At 62.7% G+C, this 19,673-nt stretch carries 18 protein-coding genes; 9 read left to right on the top strand and 9 right to left on the bottom strand.

Annotated features, from left to right (window positions below; translation table 11 throughout):
- Positions 1–41 precede the first annotated feature (41 nt).
- The 4 genes from kdpC (at position 42) to CO655_RS05240 (ending at position 4,722) form a co-directional block, all read left to right on the top strand.
- Positions 42–611, top strand: a complete 570-nt coding sequence (gene kdpC, locus CO655_RS05255; RefSeq protein WP_097664021.1) for a potassium-transporting ATPase subunit KdpC — start codon at positions 42–44, stop codon at positions 609–611.
- A gap of 204 nt (positions 612–815) precedes the next feature.
- On the top strand, positions 816–3,524 hold the full coding sequence (locus CO655_RS05250; RefSeq protein ID WP_097664020.1) for a sensor histidine kinase KdpD: 2,709 nt from the start codon (positions 816–818) through the stop codon (positions 3,522–3,524).
- The gene (locus CO655_RS05245) at positions 3,521–4,213 is read left to right on the top strand and encodes a response regulator transcription factor (protein WP_097664019.1); all 693 of its coding nucleotides are present in this window, start codon (positions 3,521–3,523) and stop codon (positions 4,211–4,213) included. Before CO655_RS05250 ends, CO655_RS05245 begins: the two co-directional genes overlap by 4 nt.
- 53 nt (positions 4,214–4,266) lie before the next feature.
- Positions 4,267–4,722: a PTS sugar transporter subunit IIA gene (locus tag CO655_RS05240; RefSeq protein WP_097664018.1), complete on the top strand. Its 456-nt coding sequence runs from the start codon at positions 4,267–4,269 to the stop codon at positions 4,720–4,722.
- A 49-nt stretch (positions 4,723–4,771) separates the two neighbouring features.
- Here the strand turns inward: CO655_RS05240 and CO655_RS05235 are convergent, their stop codons facing one another.
- Positions 4,772–5,788, bottom strand: a complete 1,017-nt coding sequence (locus CO655_RS05235) for a porin (protein ID WP_097582154.1) — start codon at positions 5,786–5,788, stop codon at positions 4,772–4,774.
- Between the two features lie 359 nt (positions 5,789–6,147).
- Between CO655_RS05235 and CO655_RS05230 the strand changes: the two genes are divergently transcribed.
- From CO655_RS05230 to CO655_RS05210, 5 genes are all read left to right on the top strand, one after another.
- Positions 6,148–7,173, top strand: coding sequence for a sulfate ABC transporter substrate-binding protein (locus CO655_RS05230; protein WP_097664017.1), 1,026 nt, complete (start codon positions 6,148–6,150; stop codon positions 7,171–7,173).
- A gap of 8 nt (positions 7,174–7,181) precedes the next feature.
- Positions 7,182–8,039 carry a sulfate ABC transporter permease subunit CysT gene (cysT, locus tag CO655_RS05225; protein WP_097664016.1) on the top strand — a complete coding sequence of 286 codons (858 nt, stop codon included), beginning with the start codon at positions 7,182–7,184 and terminating at the stop codon, positions 8,037–8,039.
- Positions 8,029–8,901, top strand: coding sequence for a sulfate ABC transporter permease subunit CysW (cysW, locus tag CO655_RS05220; RefSeq protein ID WP_097606537.1), 873 nt, complete (start codon positions 8,029–8,031; stop codon positions 8,899–8,901). The genes cysT and cysW overlap by 11 nt, the downstream gene beginning before the upstream one ends.
- A gap of 10 nt (positions 8,902–8,911) precedes the next feature.
- Positions 8,912–9,952 carry a sulfate/molybdate ABC transporter ATP-binding protein gene (locus CO655_RS05215; protein WP_097664015.1) on the top strand — a complete coding sequence of 347 codons (1,041 nt, stop codon included), beginning with the start codon at positions 8,912–8,914 and terminating at the stop codon, positions 9,950–9,952.
- A 229-nt stretch (positions 9,953–10,181) separates the two neighbouring features.
- Positions 10,182–10,997: a cell wall hydrolase gene (locus CO655_RS05210; protein ID WP_097606539.1), complete on the top strand. Its 816-nt coding sequence runs from the start codon at positions 10,182–10,184 to the stop codon at positions 10,995–10,997.
- 33 nt (positions 10,998–11,030) lie between these two features.
- Here the strand turns inward: CO655_RS05210 and pepT are convergent, their stop codons facing one another.
- The 8 genes from pepT to CO655_RS05170 form a co-directional block, all read right to left on the bottom strand.
- Complete coding sequence (pepT, locus tag CO655_RS05205; RefSeq protein WP_097664014.1) at positions 11,031–12,263, bottom strand: peptidase T; 1,233 nt, start codon at positions 12,261–12,263, stop codon at positions 11,031–11,033.
- Positions 12,264–12,369: 106 nt separating this feature from the next.
- Complete coding sequence (locus CO655_RS05200; protein ID WP_097606541.1) at positions 12,370–13,113, bottom strand: metallophosphoesterase; 744 nt, start codon at positions 13,111–13,113, stop codon at positions 12,370–12,372.
- A gap of 69 nt (positions 13,114–13,182) precedes the next feature.
- Positions 13,183–14,241, bottom strand: a complete 1,059-nt coding sequence (gene ugpC / locus CO655_RS05195; RefSeq protein WP_097664012.1) for a sn-glycerol-3-phosphate ABC transporter ATP-binding protein UgpC — start codon at positions 14,239–14,241, stop codon at positions 13,183–13,185.
- Positions 14,242–14,245: 4 nt separating this feature from the next.
- Entirely contained in the window at positions 14,246–15,076 is an 831-nt protein-coding gene (locus CO655_RS05190; protein ID WP_097606543.1) for a carbohydrate ABC transporter permease, read from the bottom strand.
- Between the two features lie 4 nt (positions 15,077–15,080).
- Positions 15,081–16,016, bottom strand: a complete 936-nt coding sequence (locus CO655_RS05185) for a sugar ABC transporter permease (protein ID WP_097606544.1) — start codon at positions 16,014–16,016, stop codon at positions 15,081–15,083.
- A gap of 215 nt (positions 16,017–16,231) precedes the next feature.
- Positions 16,232–17,491 (bottom strand): sugar ABC transporter substrate-binding protein, encoded by a 1,260-nt coding sequence (locus tag CO655_RS05180; RefSeq protein WP_097606545.1) that lies wholly within the window; start codon positions 17,489–17,491, stop codon positions 16,232–16,234.
- Between the two features lie 33 nt (positions 17,492–17,524).
- Positions 17,525–18,697, bottom strand: a complete 1,173-nt coding sequence (locus tag CO655_RS05175; protein ID WP_097606546.1) for a PLP-dependent transferase — start codon at positions 18,695–18,697, stop codon at positions 17,525–17,527.
- The gene (locus tag CO655_RS05170; protein ID WP_010032135.1) at positions 18,694–19,416 is read right to left on the bottom strand and encodes a FadR/GntR family transcriptional regulator; all 723 of its coding nucleotides are present in this window, start codon (positions 19,414–19,416) and stop codon (positions 18,694–18,696) included. Before CO655_RS05170 ends, CO655_RS05175 begins: the two co-directional genes overlap by 4 nt.
- Positions 19,417–19,673 lie beyond the last annotated feature (257 nt).

Here is a 19,673-nt window from a genome sequence, read left to right as displayed (position 1 = left end):
CGGGAACCGTCTCCGCGTGAACACGTCAAGGAGTAACAACAATGTTGAAAGAATTTCGCCCGGCAGTCGTCATGATCGTTGCCACCACCGCCATAACAGGGCTTCTCTATCCACTCGCCATGACGGGGGCCGCCCAGGCGCTCTTTCCTACCCAGGCGAATGGCAGCCTCGTCGAGAAGAACGGCCAGGTGATCGGTTCGACGCTGATCGGCCAAGCCTTCACGACAGACAAATATTTCCACGGCCGACCCTCGGCTGCCGGCGACGGCTACAATGCCGCCGCCTCCAGCGGTTCCAACCTCGGCCCGACCAGCCAGAAACTGATCGACCGGGTCAAGGGCGACTACGAGGCGGCCAAGGCGGAAAACCCGACTGCCGACGTGCCCGCCGACCTCGTCACCGCCTCGGGCAGCGGCCTCGATCCCGACATTTCGCCGGAGGCCGCCTATTTCCAGGTGGCCCGTGTCGCCAAGGCGCGGAGCCTTGACGAGGCCAAAGTGAAGGCGCTGGTCGACGGCGCCGTTCACCACCGCGAACTCGGCCTTCTCGGCGAACCCACGGTCAATGTTCTGGCGTTGAACCAGAGCCTTGATGCTTCTATGACTGAGTGAGTTTCGTTGGCTGGGTGCCGCCTTCTCCTCCCTCATCCCTGTGCTTGTCACAGGGATCCAGCAGCGTCGCGTCTGCGACGCGGGAGACTTCCTTTCACGCGAAGGACTTCGCGTGGCTGGATTCCTGTGACGAGCACAGGAATGAGGGAGCAGGAGACGTAGCGCCCATCCTCAAGCACAGGCATCTGCAGAAAGACCACACGCATGCCAGACGACAATCGCGACCAGGCCGGCAGGCCATCGCCCGATGCGCTTCTCGAAAAAGCCCGGGCGGAGATGCGCGGCCGTCTGAAGATTTTTCTGGGGGCCGCCCCAGGTGTCGGCAAGACCTACGAAATGCTGATCTCCGGCCGCGCCAAGCTCGCCGATGGTCTCGACGTCGTCATCGGCGTCGTCGAAACCCATGGCCGCAAGGAGACCGAGGCGCTCGTCGCCGGCTTCGAGATCATTCCCCGCGTCGAAATCGACTATAAGGGCCGGCTGCTCGAGGAAATGGACCTCGACGGCATCCTCGCCCGCCGGCCGGATCTCGTGCTCGTCGACGAACTCGCCCACACCAATGCCGAAGGCAGCCGCCATCCGAAACGTTACCTCGACGTCAAGGAATTGCTCGATCGCGGCATCGACGTCTATACGACGCTCAACATCCAGCATGTCGAGAGCCTGAACGACGTCGTCTCGCAGATCACCCGTATCCGGGTGCGCGAGACGGTGCCGGATTCGATCATCGATCTTGCCGACGATGTCGAGATCATCGATCTGACCCCGGACGATCTGATCAAGCGCCTGCATGACGGCAAGGTCTACATGCCGCGCACGGCCGAGCGGGCGCTGACCAATTATTTCACGCCGGGCAACCTGACGGCGCTCCGGGAGTTGGCGCTGCGCAAGACTGCCCAGCGCGTCGACGACCAGCTGCTGACCCACATGCAGGCTCACGCCATATCAGGCCCCTGGGCGGCGGGCGACCGCGTCCTCGTCTCCGTCGATCATCACCCGCGCTCGGCCTCGCTGGTGCGCTACGCCTCGCGCATGGCCTCGCGGCTGCGGGCGCCCTGGGCCGCCGTCTATATCGAGACCAACCGCTCGATCAACCTCAGCGAAGCCGAGCGCGATACGATCGCCGCCACACTGCGGCTTGCCGAACAGCTCGGCGGCGAGGCGATCACCATTCCCGGCCGCGAGGTGGCCGAGGAACTCGTGCGCCACGCCACCGCCAACAACGTCACCCATATCGTCATCGGCGCCCCGAAGAAGCCGACATGGCGCGACTGGTGGGGCCGCTCGATCACCGACGAGCTGATCCGCAAGACCGGCGAGATCAGCGTCCATGTCATCTCGGGCACCGAGAAGGACGGCACCACCGCGCGCGGCATCAAGGCCGCCGCCGCCGCGCCGCAGCTGGATTTTCGGGCCTATCTGCTGGCGACCGGCTATGTCGCCATCGCGCTCGGCGTCAGCATCGTGCTCGACCAGGTGCTCGATGTGCGCAACCTCGCCCTGGTGTTTCTGATGGCGGTGCTGACCTCCGCCGTCCTCCACGGCCTGCGGCCGGCGCTCTACAGCTGCATTCTCGGCGCGCTGTCCTTCAACTTCTTCTTCCTGCCGCCGCGCTACACGCTGACGATCAGCGATCCGGAAAGCGTGCTCGCCTTCTTCTTCTTCCTCGGCGTCGCCATCATCGCCAGCAACCTGACCGCGACCGTGCAGCGCCAGGCCGCCGCCGCCCGGCAGCGGGCGCGCACGACCGAAGATCTCTATCTCTTCTCGAAAAAGCTCGCCGGCACCGGCACGCTCGACGACGTGCTCTGGGCGACCGCCTTCCAGCTCGCCTCGATGCTGAAGGTTCGCGTGGTGCTGCTGCTGCCCGAGGACGGCAGCATCGCCGTCAAGGCCGGCTATCCGCCCGATGACACGCTCGACGATGCCGATATCGCCGCCGCCCGCTGGGCCTGGGAGCACAATCACGCCGCCGGCCGCGGCGCCGACACCCTGCCCGGCGCCAAGCGCCTGTATGTGCCGCTCCGAACCGGGCGCACCGCCGTCGGCGTCATCGGCCTCGACAGCGACCGCCGCGACGGGCCGCTGCTGACGCCCGAGCAGCAGCGGCTGCTCGATGCGCTGGCCGACCAGGCAGCCCTTGCCATCGAACGCATCCAGCTCGTCGCCGACGTCGACCGGGCAAGGCTTGCGGCCGAAGCCGACCGGCTGCGCTCGGCTTTGCTCACCTCGATCTCGCACGATCTGAAGACGCCGCTTGCCGCCATCCTCGGCGCCGCCGGCACGCTGCGCGATTATTTCGCCTCGATGCCGGAGGAGGATCGCGCCGACCTGCTGTCCACCGTCGTCGACGAATCCGAGCGGCTCAACCGTTTCATCGCCAACCTGCTCGACATGACCAAGATCGAGTCCGGCGCGATGGAGCCGAACTCTGCGCTGCACTATGCCGGCGATATCGTCGGCACGGCGCTCGCCCGCGCCGCAAAGATCCTCGAGCACCACAAGACCGAGATGAGCATTCCGGCCGAGCTGCCGATGGTGCGGGTCGATCCTGTCCTGTTCGAGCAGGTGATCTTCAACCTGCTCGACAATGCCGCCAAATACGCGCCTGCGGGATCGGTGATCCACATCGAAGGCTGGGCCGACGCCGACAATGTCGTCGTGCAGGTTTTGGACGAAGGCCCGGGCATTCCGCCGGCCGACCTTGCCCGCGTCTTCGACACTTTCTACCGGGTGCGCAAGGGCGACCAGGTGCGCGCCGGTACCGGGCTTGGCCTGTCCATCTGCCGCGGCTTCATCGAGGCGATGGGCGGCACGATCACGGCCGGAAACCGGAGGGGCCGCCCGGGCGCCACCTTCACCATCCGGCTGCCGAAACCCAACGACATTCCGAAACTGGATGAACTCAAATGAGCGGTTCAGCCGTCAAAATCCTCGTCGTCGACGACGAGCCGCCGATCCGCAAGCTGCTCCGCGTCGGGCTGACCGCGCAGGGCTACGATGTGCAGGAGGCGCCGAACGCCGAAAGCGCCCGCCAGTCGGTCGCCGACGACATGCCCGACCTCGTCGTGCTCGACCTTGGCCTGCCCGACACGCCGGGTCATGACCTTTTGCAGGCGTGGCGCGACGGAGGGCTTTCCATGCCGGTTGTCATCCTGTCCAGCCGCACCGACGAGGCCGGCATCGTCAAGGCGCTGGAAAGCGGCGCCGACGATTACGTCACCAAGCCCTTCGGTATCAACGAACTCGGCGCCCGCATCCGCGTGGCGCTGCGCCACCGGCTGCAGCAGCAGGGGGAAAGGGCGATCTTCCAGACCGGCGGCCTGTCGATCGACCTCGTCAAGCGTATCGTCAAGGTCGACGGCGAGGACCTGAAACTGTCGCCGAAGGAATACGACATTCTGCGCGTGCTCGCCCAGCATGCCGGCAAGGTGCTGACACACCAGTTTCTGTTGAAGCAGGTCTGGGGGCCGGCGGCTGACGTGCAATATCTGCGCGTCTACATCAGACAGATCAGGCAAAAGGTCGAGAAGATTCCGGATCAGCCGCACTATATTACCACCGAGACCGGCGTCGGCTACCGGCTCAGAGAACCGGACTGACATCCTTCCCCTTCCCCCTTGCCGACCTTCGAGCCGACTATATCGAGAATGCCATGAACCTTCCCAACATCATCCGGCCGGAACACACTTTCCTCGGCGTGTCGGCTCCGACAAAAGGGCGGGCGCTGCAGACCATTGCTGACAAGGCGGCCATGGCCTTTTCCGTCGATGCGCAAATCATCCTGAAGGCGCTCGAAGCCCGCGAAAAGCTTGGCTCCACCGGGATCGGCAACGGCATCGCCATTCCGCATGCGGCGATCGACGGCATGAGCAGCCCGCGTGGTCTGCTCTTCCGCTTTTCCCGGCCGCTGGATTTCGAGGCGATCGACGATATCCCGGCCGACATCGCCGTCGTGCTGCTTTTCGGGGAGAACAACCGCGGCGAATATCTGAACGTGCTGTCCGCCATCGCCCGGCGGCTGCAATCGGACGGCGTGCTCGCCGCCATGCGCAAGGCAAGGACGGCCAACGAATTCTATTCCGATTTCATCGCCGACTCCAGGGTATGAAAAAGGCGCGGCCCGAAGGCCGCGCCCGCTCGTCTGCAATCAGACGATCTTAGAAATCGCGCTGGAAGCGCAGGAAGCCGAACACTTCGTCGTCGCCTTCGTCCTCATCGTGATACTGCACGCTGAGCTTCGAACGCAGGTCTTCGACGATCTGGTAGTCGATCGTGACACCGGTTGTGTACGCGCTGCCGCCGGTGAAGCCGTTGCCGTCAGCTTCGAGAGCGATGTTTTCGAAGTACTGGAAGCCGGGGGTGATCTTCCACTTGTCGTTGATCTTCAAGGCGTATTCTGCTGCGATCGTCCACTCGGACTCTTCGTAGTAGTAGTTGGCGCCGCTCGCCCAGATGCCGGCGATGCCGAGTGTGCCCGGGCCGATATCGGCATAGACGATGCCACGGACAGCGACTTCGCTGGTGTCGGTGTCATAACCGGCAAGCAGGTAAGCGCTGATGGCGCCGGCCTTGTAGGAGACCTGGCCTGCGACACCGAAGTTGTTCGGGCCTTCGCCCGGCTTGGTGGCGTAGTCTTCTTCCAGCTCGTCGACCGAGAGGCCGGCTGCGAAAGCGCCGTTCTCGTACTGATAACGGATCGAGTTGTGGGTCGTCTCGTTGCTGGCGAGCGTATCGGTCTCGCCGCTCATGTCGTCGTCCCACCAGCTGTAGAGCTTACCGACGCGGAAACCGGCAATGTCGATATAGCCTTCATCCAGCAGCGCTTCCTGGTCGGAGGCGTTGTCGACATTGTAACGCAGGGTCATGACGCCGGTCAGCGTGCCGAACTCGGTGTCGTTCTTCGCCTGGAAGGTGACCTGGCCGCGAGTCCAGAAGTTTACGTCGGAATCGCCGGCGATGTTGTCACCGAAGCGCACTTCGGTACGGATGTAACCGCCGATCGAAAGGCATGTTTCCGTTCCCGGAATATAAAAATAGCCGGTGCCGTAGGCGTCGCAAACGCGAACATATTCGACGGGCTCGGGCTCCGCCGCCACGATGGCGTCGGCTGCGCGTGCTCCGGAGGCCGCGGCAAGGGCGGCAACGGAGGCAAAAAGGATAGTTCTGATATTCATTTTGAATGGCCCTAACAGGTTGGAATGCGAGGCGCATTTCAAGGGATGCCCCCACGTAGCGGCCGGCAAATACGACCGCACCGCCGCCATATAGGAATCCGCAAGTGTCATCGCGGCAAAATCCGGGCAAAAATCAGCATTGCCTGCGTCGCTTGCGGGGGAACTGTGGCCAAAAAAACACGGTTCTGCGGCAGGACGGCGGCGACCGAGCGATTGGCCGCGGCCAACTCCGGCACGTCTATTTCCAAATAACCCCTCAAATGGAATGGCATTCTAACAGGAGCGCCGGAACCGGAAGATGTTTCGTTTCATTATACGACTGACTTGATAGAGTTAAGACAGTAAACAGGAGGGTCCCAATGCAGACACAACGGTTCACCCGGCTCCTCGCGGCCGCGGTCATGGCAGGCAGCTTCGTCGTCGGCAGCATTGCGCCGGCTTTCGCGGATCAGGCGCTGCTTAACGTCTCCTATGATCCGACCCGCGAATTGTACAAGGACTTCAATGCCGCCTTTGCCGCCAAATGGCAGAAGGACAATGGGGAAACCGTGACGATCAAGGCCTCGCACGGCGGCTCCGGCGCCCAGGCCCGTTCGGTCATCGACGGCCTCGACGCCGACGTCGTCACGCTGGCGCTCGAGGGCGATATCGATGCGATCGCCAAGGCGACCGGCAAGATCCCCGCCGACTGGAAGACGAAGTTCCCGAACAATTCGACACCCTACACCTCGACGATCGTCTTCCTGGTCCGCAAGGGCAACCCGAAGGGCATCAAGGATTGGGCCGACCTAGTCAAGGACGACGTGCAGGTGATCACGCCGAACCCGAAGACCTCGGGCGGCGCCCGCTGGAACTTCCTCGCCGCCTGGGCATGGGCCAAGCAGGCCAATGGCGGCGATGACGCCAAGGCGCAGGATTACGTGACGAAGCTGCTGCAGCATGTTCCGGTGCTCGACACCGGTGCGCGCGGCGCCACGACCACCTTCGTTCAGCGCGGCCTCGGCGACGTGCTGCTCGCCTGGGAAAACGAAGCCTATCTTTCGCTCGAGGAACTCGGCCCCGACCAGTTCGAGATCGTCACGCCAAGCTTCTCCATCCGCGCCGACCCGCCGGTCGCCATCGTCGACGGCAACGTCGACAAGAAGGGCACGCGCAAGGTCGCCGAAGCCTATCTCAACTACCTCTATTCGGACGAAGGCCAGAAGATCGCCGCCAAACACTATTACCGGCCGATCAAGCCTGAGGCCGCCGATCCCGCCGACATTGCCCGCTTTCCGAAGCTCACCCTTGCCACCATCGACGACTTCGGCGGCTGGAAGGACGCACAGCCGAAATTCTTCGGCGACGGCGGCGTATTTGACCAAATCTACAAGCCAGCCCAATAATAGACTTCATGAGAGCACATAGCCCCACGCGGTGGCGGTTCAGGCGGCCGAGCGTCATTCCGGGTTTCGGAATGGCGCTCGGCCTTACCTTGACCTGGCTCACCCTTCTGATCCTCATCCCGCTCTCCGGCCTTGCCGTCCGGTCGAGCGCGCTCGGCTGGGAGAAATTCTGGTCGATCGCGCTCGATCCGCGCACGCTGAATGCGCTGCGCATCAGCTTCGGCAGCGCCTTCATCGCCGCGATCGTCAATGCCGTCTTCGGCATCATCCTCGCCTGGGTGCTGGTGCGCTACCGCTTCCCCGGCAAGCGCATCATCGATGCCATGGTCGACCTGCCCTTCGCACTGCCGACCGCGGTTGCCGGCATCGCGCTGACGACGCTCTATGCGCCGAATGGCTGGGTCGGTCAGTTCCTGACGCCGCTCGGCATCAAGATCGCCTTCACGCCGGCCGGCATCGTCGTGGCGCTGATCTTCGTCGGCCTGCCCTTCGTCGTGCGCACCGTGCAGCCGGTCATGGAGGAAATCGACAAGGAGGTCGAGGAGGCCGCCGCGACACTCGGCGCCAATCGCTTCCAGACGATTTTCCGCGTGCTGCTGCCGGGGCTGGCGCCGGCCGTGCTCACCGGCTTCGCGCTCGCCTTTGCCCGCGGCGTCGGCGAATATGGTTCGGTCATCTTCATCGCCGGCAACCTGCCGTTCAAATCGGAGATCGCGCCGCTGCTGATCATCATCAAGCTCGAAGAATATAATTACGCGGCGGCGACCGGCATTGCGGCGATCATGCTGATCCTGTCCTTCGCCATGCTGCTCGTCATCAACCTCATCCAGAGCTGGAGCAGGCGGAGGTACGGCCATGGCGCTTGATACGACCGCGCAACCCGTCAAGCTGCGTTCGGTGACCACCGAAAACCGGATCGCGCGCTACAGCCTGATCATCCTGTCGCTGGTCTTCCTGCTGCTGATCCTGCTGCTGCCGCTTGCCGCCGTCTTCGTCGAAGCCTTCCGCAAGGGGGCCGGCCCCTTCATCGAGGCGCTGCAGGATGACGAGACCTTCTCGGCGATCCGCCTGACGCTGATCGTCGCCGGCATCAGCGTGCCGCTCAATCTCGTCTTCGGAGTCGCCGCCGCCTGGGCGATCGCCAAGTTCGAGTTCAAAGGCAAGGCCTTCCTGACGACGCTGATCGACCTGCCCTTCTCGGTCTCCCCCGTCATCTCCGGCCTGGTCTTCGTGCTTCTCTTCGGCGCCAATACCTGGCTCGGCCAGTGGCTCAGCGCCCACGACATCAAGATCCTGTTCGCCGTGCCGGGGCTGATCCTGGCGACCATGTTCGTCACCTTCCCTTTCGTCGCCCGCGAACTGATCCCGCTGATGCAGGAACAGGGAACGGCGGACGAGGAGGCTGCGCTTTCGCTCGGCGCCAGCGGCTGGCAGACCTTCTGGCATGTGACGCTGCCGAACATCAAATGGGGCCTGCTCTATGGCGTGCTGCTTTGCAACGCCCGCGCCATGGGCGAGTTCGGCGCCGTCTCGGTGGTTTCGGGCCATATTCGCGGCCAGACCAACACCATGCCGCTGCAGGTCGAGATTCTCTATAACGAGTATAATTTTACCGGCGCCTTCGCCGTGGCCACGCTACTGGCCCTGCTGGCGCTCGTCACCCTGGTTTTGAAGACGCTGCTGGAAATGCGTTACAGCGCGGAGATCTCCGCCAGCCGGCGGCACTGAAGGATTTGCAATGGAAGTACGCGTTCAAAACATTCGCAAGGAATTCGAGCGTTTTCCGGCGCTGCACGATGTCTCGCTCAGCATCCGCTCCGGCGAGCTGATCGCCCTGCTCGGCCCGTCGGGCTCCGGCAAGACGACATTGCTGCGCCTGATTGCCGGCCTGGAAAGCCCGACGGAGGGGCAGATCTTCTTCGGCGACGAGGACGCCTCGAAGAAATCCGTGCAGCAGCGCAATATCGGCTTCGTCTTCCAGCATTATGCCCTCTTTCGCTACATGACGGTGCTCGACAACGTCTCCTTCGGGCTGAGGGTCAGAAGCGGCGCACGGCGTCCTGCGAAGGCCGACATCCGCCGGCGGGCGCTGGAGCTGCTCGACCTCGTGCAGCTTTCCGGCCTTGAAACACGTTATCCGGCGCAGCTTTCCGGCGGCCAACGCCAACGGGTGGCGCTCGCCCGCGCCATGGCCGTCGAACCGAACGTGCTGCTGCTTGACGAACCCTTCGGCGCGCTCGACGCTCAGGTGCGCAAGGACCTGCGCAAATGGCTGCGCGAGATCCACGACCGCACCGGGCACACCACCGTCTTCGTCACGCACGACCAGGACGAGGCGCTGGAGCTTGCCGACCGCGTCGTCGTCATGAGCCAGGGCGCGATCGAACAGGTCGGCACGCCTGATGAGGTCTACGACAACCCCAACTCGCCCTTCGTCTTCGGCTTCATCGGCCAGTCGAATTGCCTGCAGGTCGAAATCTCGGACGGCGACATCCGCTTCGAAGGCCGCTCGCTCGGCCTCAATGCCGAGGGTGAGCCCGATGGCCCCGCGCAGCTCTACTTCCGCCCGCATGACGTCAGGCTCTGCGAATCGGCGGAAAACTGCATTGCCGGCCAGCGGGTCTCCAGCCGCCGCGTCGCCGGCACCCGTCATATCGAACTCGACATCGGCAATGACCGCCCGCATATCGAAATCGAGCTGCCGCCGAGCGAGGCCGGCCGACTCGATCGCTACCGGGTGGCTTTCAAGCCGACCCGCTGGAAGCTGTTTCGCAGCTGACGGATCAAGGGTGCAAAGTGGCTGCCGCAGTTGGGGCCACTGCATAATTCGTTAAATTTTCGGAATTATGCAGCAGGCGGTCTGACACTTGCCGCCGAAGTCGCCTTTGGCGGGAGTCGATTTTGGTTTTTGTGATCTCCGGTTGTTTGTGTTTCAGTCATATGACGAGTAAAAGTTTTTTCGCATTAATCATAAAGGGCTGGACTAATCCCATAGGAGGCACTTGGCGTTGAGGGCGGAGATTTCCTTTGGAAAATCCCTGATCGGGATTTTATTCGCAGGACTGGCGGCCACAGGCTGCACCACAACACCGAAGCCGGCGACGACGGCGGCCAAGACCAAGGTTCAAACGACGAAAGTCACCTTCAATTATACGGCAAAAGATCGCGATTGCCTGAAGCGTGCGATGTATTTCGAATCGCAGCATTCCGATGAAGACGGCTATCTCGCCGTCGGCACCGTCGTCATGAACAGACTGACGTCGGGCGCCTATCCTCCATCGATCTGTGGTGTCGTCGCCCAGAAGCGGCAGTTTGCGCCCGGCGTCATGACGCGCGAGGTCAAGGTGCAGGCCGAACCGGAGCTTGCCACCGCGGCCGATGCGATCCTGCTGAAGGGTGCGCGCCATCCGGCGGTGAAGGATGCGATGTTCTTCCACACCGACGGGCTGAAATTTCCCTACGACAACATGCACTATGTGACGGTCGCCGGCGGCAACGCCTTCTACGAGAAGCGCGACTCCAACGGCATGCTCGAAACGCCGCCGCCACTGCCCTCCTACGAAGTGGCGATGAATTACGTGCCCGGCGAAAGCATGCTGCCGCCGCAGTTCGAGGCGCTGATCCCCTCGGCCGTTCCCGTTCCTCTGCCGGCGCCCGATCCCATGGCCACGGCGAGCACGGCGCCGATGCGGATAACCGCGCCGGTGACCCTGCCGGAACCCTCGATCGAGCCCGAGCCGGGAATGCCGGTCGCCATCCCGACGCCCCGTCCCGCCTATGACAGCGTCATGCTGCGCGGAAGCATTGCGACAAACGGCGGCTGACGGCGTTCCGCTGTCCCGGCGAGGAAGAGCGTCTTAAGCGCGCTCTTCCCAGACCCGCGCAAGCTCCACGATGGTTTTGACGGCCTTTTCCATGTCCTGGCGGCTGACCCATTCGAGCGGCGAGTGGAAGGCATGGCCGCCGGCGAAGATATTCGGGCATGGTAGTCCCATGAAAGAAAGGCGCGAACCGTCCGTGCCGCCGCGAATGCTGCCGCGCACCGGCGTCATGCCGGCCCGGCGCACGGCTTCAAGTGCGTTTTCGACGATCTCCGGGTGACGGTCGAGCACCACCTTCATGTTGCGATACTGCTCCGCCACCTGGAAATGCGCGGTCGAGCCGGGATAGGCAGCCATCACCTCCTTGACGATGGCGTCGAGCATGGCCTCCTTTTCCGCCAATCCCGCTTCGGTGAAATCGCGGATGATAAAGCTCAGCGACGCCTTTTCCATCGAGCCGGTCACGCCGACCGGATGGATGAAGCCCTGCTTGCCTTCGGTGGTCTCCGGCGCCAGGTCCTTCGGCAGCCGATCGATGATGGCGCCGGCGATCTTGATGGCGTTCTCCATCCGGTCCTTGGCAAAGCCCGGATGGATCGCCACGCCCGAAATGCCGATCTCGACGCCATCGGCCGAAAAGGTCTCATCTTCGATATGGCCTGATGTCTCGCCGTCCATCGTATAGGCGAAGTCGGCGCCGAGCTTCTTCAGATCGACCTTGTTGACGCCGCGGCCGACTTCCTCGTCGGGCGTGAACAGGATCTTGATCGTCCCGTGGCGGATATCGGGATTGTCGACAAGGATTTGGGCCGCGGTCATGATTTCCGCCAGCCCGGCCTTGTCGTCGGCGCCGAGCAATGTCGTTCCGTCGGTCGTGACGATGTCGTTGCCGACCTGGTTGTTGAGCTCGGGATGCTCGGCGACACGGATCACCCGGCTCGGATCGCCGGCAAGCCTGATATCGCCGCCGGCATAATTCCGGACGATCTGCGGTTTGACATTGGTGCCGGTAAAATCGGGCGCTGTATCCATATGCGAGCAGAAGCAGATGACCGGCACCGGCTTGTCGCTATTTCCGGAAATGGTCGCATAGACATAACCGTGTTCATCGAGATGCGCATCGGCAAGGCCGATCTTCAGCAGCTCGTCGACCAGAAGCCGGCCGAGATCCTTCTGCTTTTCGGTGGTCGGCTGCGTCGAGGAGGAAGGATCGGATTGCGTGTCGATAACGACATAACGGAGAAAGCGGTCGAGAACAGTGTCGGTCATAGCGTCCAGTCCAACGAGATCACGCGGAGAGGATATAGCCCTCATGGGCGATGCTGCAAAAGATTTTTCCACTCGCAGCGCGGGCGGGTTCACCGTTCATTCCATGTCATGCGGGTGCCGGAATGGACACTACATGGGAAACCAGCCTGCCGTCGCCGACATCATGCACGAAGAAGGACGGAGCGTCGATCAGCGGAAGATCGGCCCGGCCTTCCAGCAGAAGCGGATTGGGCGGGCACAGAGAGCCGCAGGTCTGGACAGGGATTATTCCGAGCCGGCCAAAGGCAGGTCGGTGAACATGGCCACAGAGAACCGCCAGCGGCGGCCTGTCCATCGTCTCCAGGATACTGAGAAGCGCGCCGCCGTTCCTGCATGCGACCTGGTCCAGCGCCTCGATGCCGATCGTCAATGGCGGCTGATGCATGAACAGAAGGACCGGCGTCGTCACGTCTGCAAGCACTTGCGTCAGCCATGGCAAATGGGGCAGGACGTCGCCATAGCTCTGACCGGCGACTGTCACATCGATACCGAAGAGGGCCAAGTCGTCGACAGCTGCCTGGAAATGCATCGGTCCCGTCGCATTGATCCAGGTGCCGACGGCAGCAAGTTCGGAGCGCATCATTTGCAGATCATCGCCGTTGCCCGGCAACAGATGGACCGAGCAGTCCAATGACAAAAGGCTTTCGGCAACCAGGCGGTAGCCTTGCCGCCATCCCCCGTCCACCAGATCTCCGGTGACGACCAGCACATCCGGGCGGAAGGTTCTCAACCAGCCTACCGCTCGCTCCAGCGTCCGGAGCGAAGAAAGGTCGGGCCCTGCATGGATATCGGATATCTGCGCAACGAGCATATTCTGCCTCCCCGCCACTGCCGGAGACAGTATGCCGAAACCGACAGCAACGAGCCAGCGGCCGGTTGCTCAGTCGACGCGTTTTCCCTCTGCGTCGAAGACATGCAGATACTCGGGCGGGAAAGCCACATTAACCTTCGGCCCGGCCTTCAGCGCTTCGCGGTTGAGCGTGAAGACCTTGAAGGGCAGGCCGTGCAGGGCAAGGTGCAGAATGATGCCGAAGCCTGTGGGTTCGACGAGCTCCACATCGGTGGCAAGCCCTGCCCCGTCAGTCGTCATCAGCACGTGCTCCGGCCGGATGCCGAGCGTCACTTTGGCACCGGCTGCAAGCGGCAGCGGCTTTACCAGCGGCACGATCGTGCCGTCCTTCAGCTTCACACCACCTGCTTCATAGGTCGCCTCGAGGAAATTCATCCCCGGCGAGCCGATGAAGCCGGCGACGAAGAGATTGGCGGGCCGGTCGTAGAGTTCCAGGGGGCTGCCGACCTGCTGCACCACCCCGCCATGCATGGCGACGATCCGGTCCGCCAGCGTCATCGCCTCGATCTGGTCATGGGTGACATAGATCGAGGTCGCCTTCAGCTCCCCATGCAGTTTCTTGATTTCGGCGCGCATCTGTTCGCGCAGGCGCGCATCGAGATTGGACAGCGGCTCGTCGAACAGGAAAGCCTTCGGCTGGCGGACGATGGCGCGGCCCATGGCGACGCGCTGGCGCTGGCCGCCGGACAGCGCCTTCGGCCGTCGTTCGAGCAGCGGATCGAGGCCGAGCTTGGCCGCAGCGGCGGAGACGGCGCTGGCGATCTTCTCCTTCGCCGTTTTCCGGAGCCTCAGGCTGTAGCTCATATTGCCGGCGACGTTCATATGCGGATAGAGCGCGTAGGACTGGAACACCATGGCGATGTCGCGATCCCTGGGATGCCGTTCGTTCACTCTGGCGCCGGCAATGCGGATTTCGCCTGATGTGACGTCCTCCAGTCCGGCGATCATGCGCAACAGCGTGGACTTGCCGCAGCCGGAGGGACCGACCAGCACGACGAATTCGCCGTCCCGGATCTCAAGGTCGACGCCGTGCAGCACCTGCACATGGCCATAGGCTTTGCGGATATTCTGGATATCGATCGATGCCATTTGTTTAACCCTTGACCGCGCCGGCCGTCAGGCCCTGGACGAGATAACGCTGGATGAGCAGGAAGAAGAGGCCGGCCGGAATGAGCGCCATGACGCCCGCCGCCATCATCTGCCCGAAATCCACCGAGAATTTCGAAACGAAGGTGAGAAGCCCGACCGGGAAGGTCGCCGCCTCGTTGCCGTTGATCAGCATCAGCGCAAAGAGCAGTTCGCTCCAGGCGGCGGTGAAGACGAAGCCGAGCGTCGCGGCGATGCCGGGCAGCGTCAGCGGCAGGATGATCTGGCGAAAAGCGGTGAACTGCGTCGCACCGTCGATCATCGCCGCCTCTTCCAAATCCTTGGGAATGCCGTCGAAAAAGGACTGCATCAGGAAGGTGGCGAAAGGCACGTTGAAGGCGGTGTAGACGATGACCAGCCCGGTCAGGCTGTTGGTCAGATGTAAGGGCGACAGGATCTTGAAGATCGGCGCGACCAGCATGACGAGCGGAAACATCTGGGTCAGCAGCATCAGCGCGACGATCCAGTATTTCGCCCGGAAATTGAAGCGCGACAGCGCATAGCCGGAGAGCGAGGCGCAGACCGTCACGGTCACCGCCGTCGAGGCCGAGACGATCAGGCTGTTCTTGAAGAAGGTAGGAAAGGCGCTGTGCTGCAGCACGAAGGCATAATGATCCCAGCTCGTGCGCGACGGCCACATGCGCACGCCCTCGCTATAGAGCAGGTCGTTCGGCGTCACCGAGACCTTGAGCAGCCAGAACAGCGGGAAGAGCGCGAAGGCGATATAGCAGAGGATTGCCAGGCGGTGCGCGATGGTGGGAAGGATGGATCGTCTCATGGTCTCAATCCTTGTTCAGCAGCGTCTGCCTGAGCAGGATGATCAGCATCGAATAGGCGAGCAGCAGCGCCAGCAGCACCAGCGCGATCGCCGAGGCATAACCGAAATCGAGCCGCTTGAACGCCGTCGTGAAGATGTAACTCGCGACGATCTGCGTGCGGTCGGCCGGCCCGCCATTGGTCATGACGACGATGAGATCGGCGAAATTGGAGATCCAGACGGTGCGCAGAAGCACGGTGATGGCAATCGTCGGCGCCAGAAACGGCAGGGTGATCGAGCGGAAGCGCTGGAACCAGCCGGCGCCGTCGATCGACGCCGCCTCGTAGAGATCGCGCGGGATCGCCTGCAGGGCGGCCAGCAGTGTGATGGCGAAGAAGGGAATGCCCCACCAGACATTGGCGATGATCGGCCCCCACATCGCATAGTTGGGGTCGGAGAGGATATTGCCCGGCTCGTGCATCAGCCCCAGCGCAAAGAGCCAGTGTGGGATCGGCCCGATGACGGGATTGAACAGCCAGGCCCAATTGAGGCCGGCGAGAAAGGACGGCACGGCCCAGGGCAGGAAGACCAGCGCCTGGGCGATCGCCCGGCCCTTAAACGGCTTGTCGAGCAGCAGCGCCAGGATGAGCCCGAAGGCGAACTGCAGGACGACGGAGGCGCCGGTCCACCAGAGCGTGTTCCTCAGCGCCCCGTAGAAGGCGGCATCCGTAGAAAGCTCGCGGAAATGATCGAGCCCGACGAAGCCACCGGAAAATGGATTGAGCAGCTGGATATCGCGAAAGGCGTAGGAGAGACCCAATGTCAGCGGCACCAGCATGACCGCGATGATCAGGATCAATGACGGGGCGCTGTAGAGATAGGGCTCCGAAGCATCGGCAAGACGACGCAGCCACGGCCTGCGGTCGCGACGCATGTCGAGCATATCGGCGGAAATGGTCATCGGATTGCAGTTTCCATTGTCTTACCCGGTGAGGCCTTGCGCGGGTGATGCCTTTGAACTGGGCGGCTGAGGCCCCCTCATCCGCCCCTTCGGGCCACCTTCTCCCCCAGGGGAGAAGGGAAATGCCGCAACGTTTCGACTCCCTCTTCTCCCCTCGGGGAGAAGGTGCCCGTAGGGCGGATGAGGGGGCTTCTGTCTCGAAGCCCCCTTCACCCTTACTTCTTGCTCAAAAACTTCTGCTGCGCCTTGGTCAGATAGTCCGCCCACTGGTCGGCCAGATCCTTGGCCGAGATATCGCCGAGCAGGGCCTGCTGCGAGGTCTTGATCGCCAGCGAATCCTTGAAGAAGGCGAATTCCTCGAGGTAGGTCGGCATGACCGTCGGCACCGTGTTCGGATCCGCCAGCTCTTCGAACCAGCCCTTGAACTGGTCACCGGCGTAGAACGGATCCTTCTCGGCCGCCGTATAGGCCGGCAGGGCGCCGATGCGCTTGTTCCACTCGATATTGCCTTCCGGTCCTTCGAGGGTGGCGATCAGCTTCCAGGAGAGATCCTTGTTGGCGCTGGTCGAAAACATCGACCAGCCGCCGTAGCCGATGGTCGGGAAGGATTTGCCGTCAGGCCCCTTCGGCAGCGGCGCAACACCGAAATCTTCCTTCTTCATGCGCTCGGCAATGGCGATCAGCGCATCCGGATCCTGGTCGAGGAAGGCGCAGGTGCCGGAATAGAAGCCGGCGACGACTTCGTTGAAGCCCCAGTTGACGCTGTCCTTCGGCGCATAGCCCTTCTTGTAGAGATCGACCATCCATTCGATGCCCTTGGCCCAGCCGGGGCTGTTCATCGTCGAGGTGCCGTCTTCGTTGAAGTACTTGTTCGAGCCGGCCATCGTCGCGGCAAAGATCATCCAGCCGTTGAGGCCGCCCGGCCCGCCGCGCATGCAGTAGCCGTATTTGCCCGGCAGCTTCGAGACCTTTTCCGACGCGGCGGTGAATTCGTCCAGCGTCTTCGGCGGCCCGGCGACGCCGGCTTCCGAAAGCAGCTTCTTGTTGTAGAACATCGCCCTCAAATAGAAGCCGTAGGGCAGCATATAGGCGGTGTTCTTGACGTCGCGGCCGAGTTCGAGGGCGCGCGGCGTCAACTCCTTGGTGTGCTCCCACTTTTCGAGATAGGGCTCGAGGCTTTCGAGCATGCCGTTATTGGCATAGAGCGACAGCCAGGTATCGGGCATCTCAATCACATCGGGCACGTCGCCGGCCGACACCATGGTGGCGAACTTCTGGAAGGCTTCGTTCCAGGGCAGCGAGATGATGTCGACCTTGGTGCCGGGATTGGCGGCCTCGAACTTGCCGACGATCGATTTCAGCGTTTCGGTGCGCTCCGGGCTGGTGATGACTTCGACCAGCTTCAGCGTCGTGTCGGCAAAGGCCGTGCCCGCCATCATCGAAGCAAAGAGCGTCGAGAGTATTAGTTTTTTCATGCTCAGTTCCCCCTTTTCGGTTTCTCTCGGGTTTCAGGATAATGAGGCGGCGGCGAGCGCCTCCTCGATGTCTCTCCACAGGGCCTCGGTTCCTTCGAGGCCGACATGGAGGCGTACAGATCGCGCATGGATGCCAAAGGTTTGCGCGGAATTCGGCTGTGCCTTCTGCTGCAGCACCACCTCGCCCGGTACGATCAGGCTTTCGTGCCCACCCCAGCTTACACCCAATTTGAAGAGCTTGAGGTGATCGGCGAAGGCGCGGATATCGACGCCTTCGCGGAAGATGAAGGAAAACAGGCCCGAGGTGCCTTTGAGCCCGGCCGGCAGGCGGTTGGCGAGGCCGGGATGGCAAACCGTCTCCACCACCTCAAGCCGCTGCAGGCGCCGGGCGATTTCCACCGCCGACGCCTCATGCGCCTTCATGCGCAGCGGCAGCGTGCGCAGGCCGCGGATCAGCAGCCAGGCGTCAAAGGGCGAAAGCTTGCCGCCGAGATAGGGATAGGCCTCGGCCTTGATGCGGGCGATCATCTCCTTCGAGCCGGCGACGATGCCCGCCACCACATCGCTGTGGCCGCCGAGATATTTCGAGGCCGAATGGATGACGAGATCGACGCCGAGCGTCAGTGGCCGCTGAAAGAACGGGCTCGCCCAGCTGTTGTCGATCATCGAGACGATGCCGTGGCGCTTGGCGAGTGCCGCGAGCGCGCCGACGTCATGCGCCTCCATCACCCAGCTCGTCGGGCTTTCCAGGTACAGGAGCTTGGCGCCGGGCAGCGCTCTGGCGACCGCCTCCTCGTCGCGCCCGTCGACATAGGTCACCTCGATCTTCATCCGCTTCAGGATGGTGCCAAACAGGCGGAAGGCATCGGGATAGACGTGTTTGACGGCGACGATGCGGTCGCCCGGCTCGACGAAGCTCAGCACGGATGACGAGATCGCCGCCATGCCACTGGCAAAACCCAGCGCATCCTCCGCACCTTCGAGCTTGGCCAGCATTTCCTCGAAGGCACGCACCGTCGGATTCAGCCCGCGCGTATAGGTCGGCCGCACCTTCTCGCCGCGATAGACGGTGATCATCTCGTCATAATCGGAAAAAGTGAAAAGCGAGGTCTGGAAGATCGGCGGCACAACGGCGTCGGCGAAGTTGCCGTCGTCATGGGCGGTGATGATGGAGGCAAGATCGAACGGGTCGGCGCCGCTGCTCATTGGGACATTTCCTTGATGTCTTCCTCGACGATATCGAGAATTTTCAACGTTTCGGCGCGCGCCGCCTCGGCATCTCCGGCAGCGATCGCGTTGAAAAGCGTACGGTGAAAGGGAAAGGACCGGCGGGCAAAATCCTGCCGGTCGAAGGGATGCTCCCAGAAGCGCTCGAAAGTCTCGCGCATCTGCTCGAGCAGCTGGCGAAACAGCGGATTGTGGGTGGCGTCGTAGACGGCAAGATGAAAGGCCAGATCCTCCGGCCCGGAGGTACCCTTCTCCAGGTGCACCCGCTCCATCGCGTTGAGTTTCTCCTCGATGACGACGAGATCCTTTTTCGTCCGCCGCCTGGCTGCGACCATGCCCGCCTCGCATTCGATGCCGCGGCGCACTTCGAGCGTCTGCAGCAGCGCGTCGCGCAGATGCGCCGCATCGAAGGACAGCGGCATATGGATCGTCGCCCGGGACACCGGCTTCAGCAGATAGGTGCCGCTGCCCTTGCGCGTCTCGATGACGCCGAGCGCCTGAAAATGGCGGATCGCCTCGCGAATGGTTGAACGCCCGACGGCAAGTGCGGCCATCAGTTCCCGCTCGGCCGGCAGCCGGTCACCAGCCTGCAGGCGCGCGTCTTCGACATAGTCCGCCAGCGCATCGGTCACCTGACGCGCGCGGTCCATGACGGGAAGCGGCCGGATCACCGGCCTGTCGTTACGATTTGCCTTCATGGTTCCCCATTTTCTTATCAGGCAGTCGTGAAATTGGTCTGACATCTTAGCATTTCGCAAACGACGACAGCCGTCAAGTCGGCGACGTCGTTTTCCAACCCCGCCCTTCACATTGTCCCTTTGTCTGCCAGAAACCGCGCACGTACCTTCGTTCTCGGAGACGATCTTCGCTGACCTCGCAGGCGGACTGACCGTAATTCCGAAATAGGGTGCGCAATTTTTCCGTCTGAGTTTTGCCTGAAGGTCGTGGCCGGCCG

Source organism: Rhizobium sp. M1, assembly GCF_002531805.1.
Taxonomy (GTDB): Bacteria; Pseudomonadota; Alphaproteobacteria; order Rhizobiales; family Rhizobiaceae; genus Rhizobium; species Rhizobium etli_C.
The sequence above is the reverse complement of the archived record's forward strand: the minus strand, read 5'-3'. Positions and strand labels throughout refer to the sequence as shown.

Coding starts and splice junctions, on each gene's coding strand:
- CO655_RS05190 (WP_097606543.1), bottom strand. CDS start 15,076: ATGAGACGATCCATCCTTCCCACCATCGCGCACCGCCTGGCAATCCTC.
- CO655_RS05245 (WP_097664019.1), top strand. CDS start 3,521: ATGAGCGGTTCAGCCGTCAAAATCCTCGTCGTCGACGACGAGCCGCCG.
- cysT (WP_097664016.1), top strand. CDS start 7,182: ATGAGAGCACATAGCCCCACGCGGTGGCGGTTCAGGCGGCCGAGCGTC.
- CO655_RS05230 (WP_097664017.1), top strand. CDS start 6,148: ATGCAGACACAACGGTTCACCCGGCTCCTCGCGGCCGCGGTCATGGCA.
- CO655_RS05185 (WP_097606544.1), bottom strand. CDS start 16,016: ATGACCATTTCCGCCGATATGCTCGACATGCGTCGCGACCGCAGGCCG.
- kdpC (WP_097664021.1), top strand. CDS start 42: ATGTTGAAAGAATTTCGCCCGGCAGTCGTCATGATCGTTGCCACCACC.
- ugpC (WP_097664012.1), bottom strand. CDS start 14,241: ATGGCATCGATCGATATCCAGAATATCCGCAAAGCCTATGGCCATGTG.
- CO655_RS05175 (WP_097606546.1), bottom strand. CDS start 18,697: ATGAGCAGCGGCGCCGACCCGTTCGATCTTGCCTCCATCATCACCGCC.
- CO655_RS05215 (WP_097664015.1), top strand. CDS start 8,912: ATGGAAGTACGCGTTCAAAACATTCGCAAGGAATTCGAGCGTTTTCCG.
- CO655_RS05180 (WP_097606545.1), bottom strand. CDS start 17,491: ATGAAAAAACTAATACTCTCGACGCTCTTTGCTTCGATGATGGCGGGC.
- CO655_RS05170 (WP_010032135.1), bottom strand. CDS start 19,416: ATGAAGGCAAATCGTAACGACAGGCCGGTGATCCGGCCGCTTCCCGTC.
- pepT (WP_097664014.1), bottom strand. CDS start 12,263: ATGACCGACACTGTTCTCGACCGCTTTCTCCGTTATGTCGTTATCGAC.
- CO655_RS05250 (WP_097664020.1), top strand. CDS start 816: ATGCCAGACGACAATCGCGACCAGGCCGGCAGGCCATCGCCCGATGCG.
- CO655_RS05240 (WP_097664018.1), top strand. CDS start 4,267: ATGAACCTTCCCAACATCATCCGGCCGGAACACACTTTCCTCGGCGTG.
- cysW (WP_097606537.1), top strand. CDS start 8,029: ATGGCGCTTGATACGACCGCGCAACCCGTCAAGCTGCGTTCGGTGACC.
- CO655_RS05200 (WP_097606541.1), bottom strand. CDS start 13,113: ATGCTCGTTGCGCAGATATCCGATATCCATGCAGGGCCCGACCTTTCT.
- CO655_RS05235 (WP_097582154.1), bottom strand. CDS start 5,788: ATGAATATCAGAACTATCCTTTTTGCCTCCGTTGCCGCCCTTGCCGCG.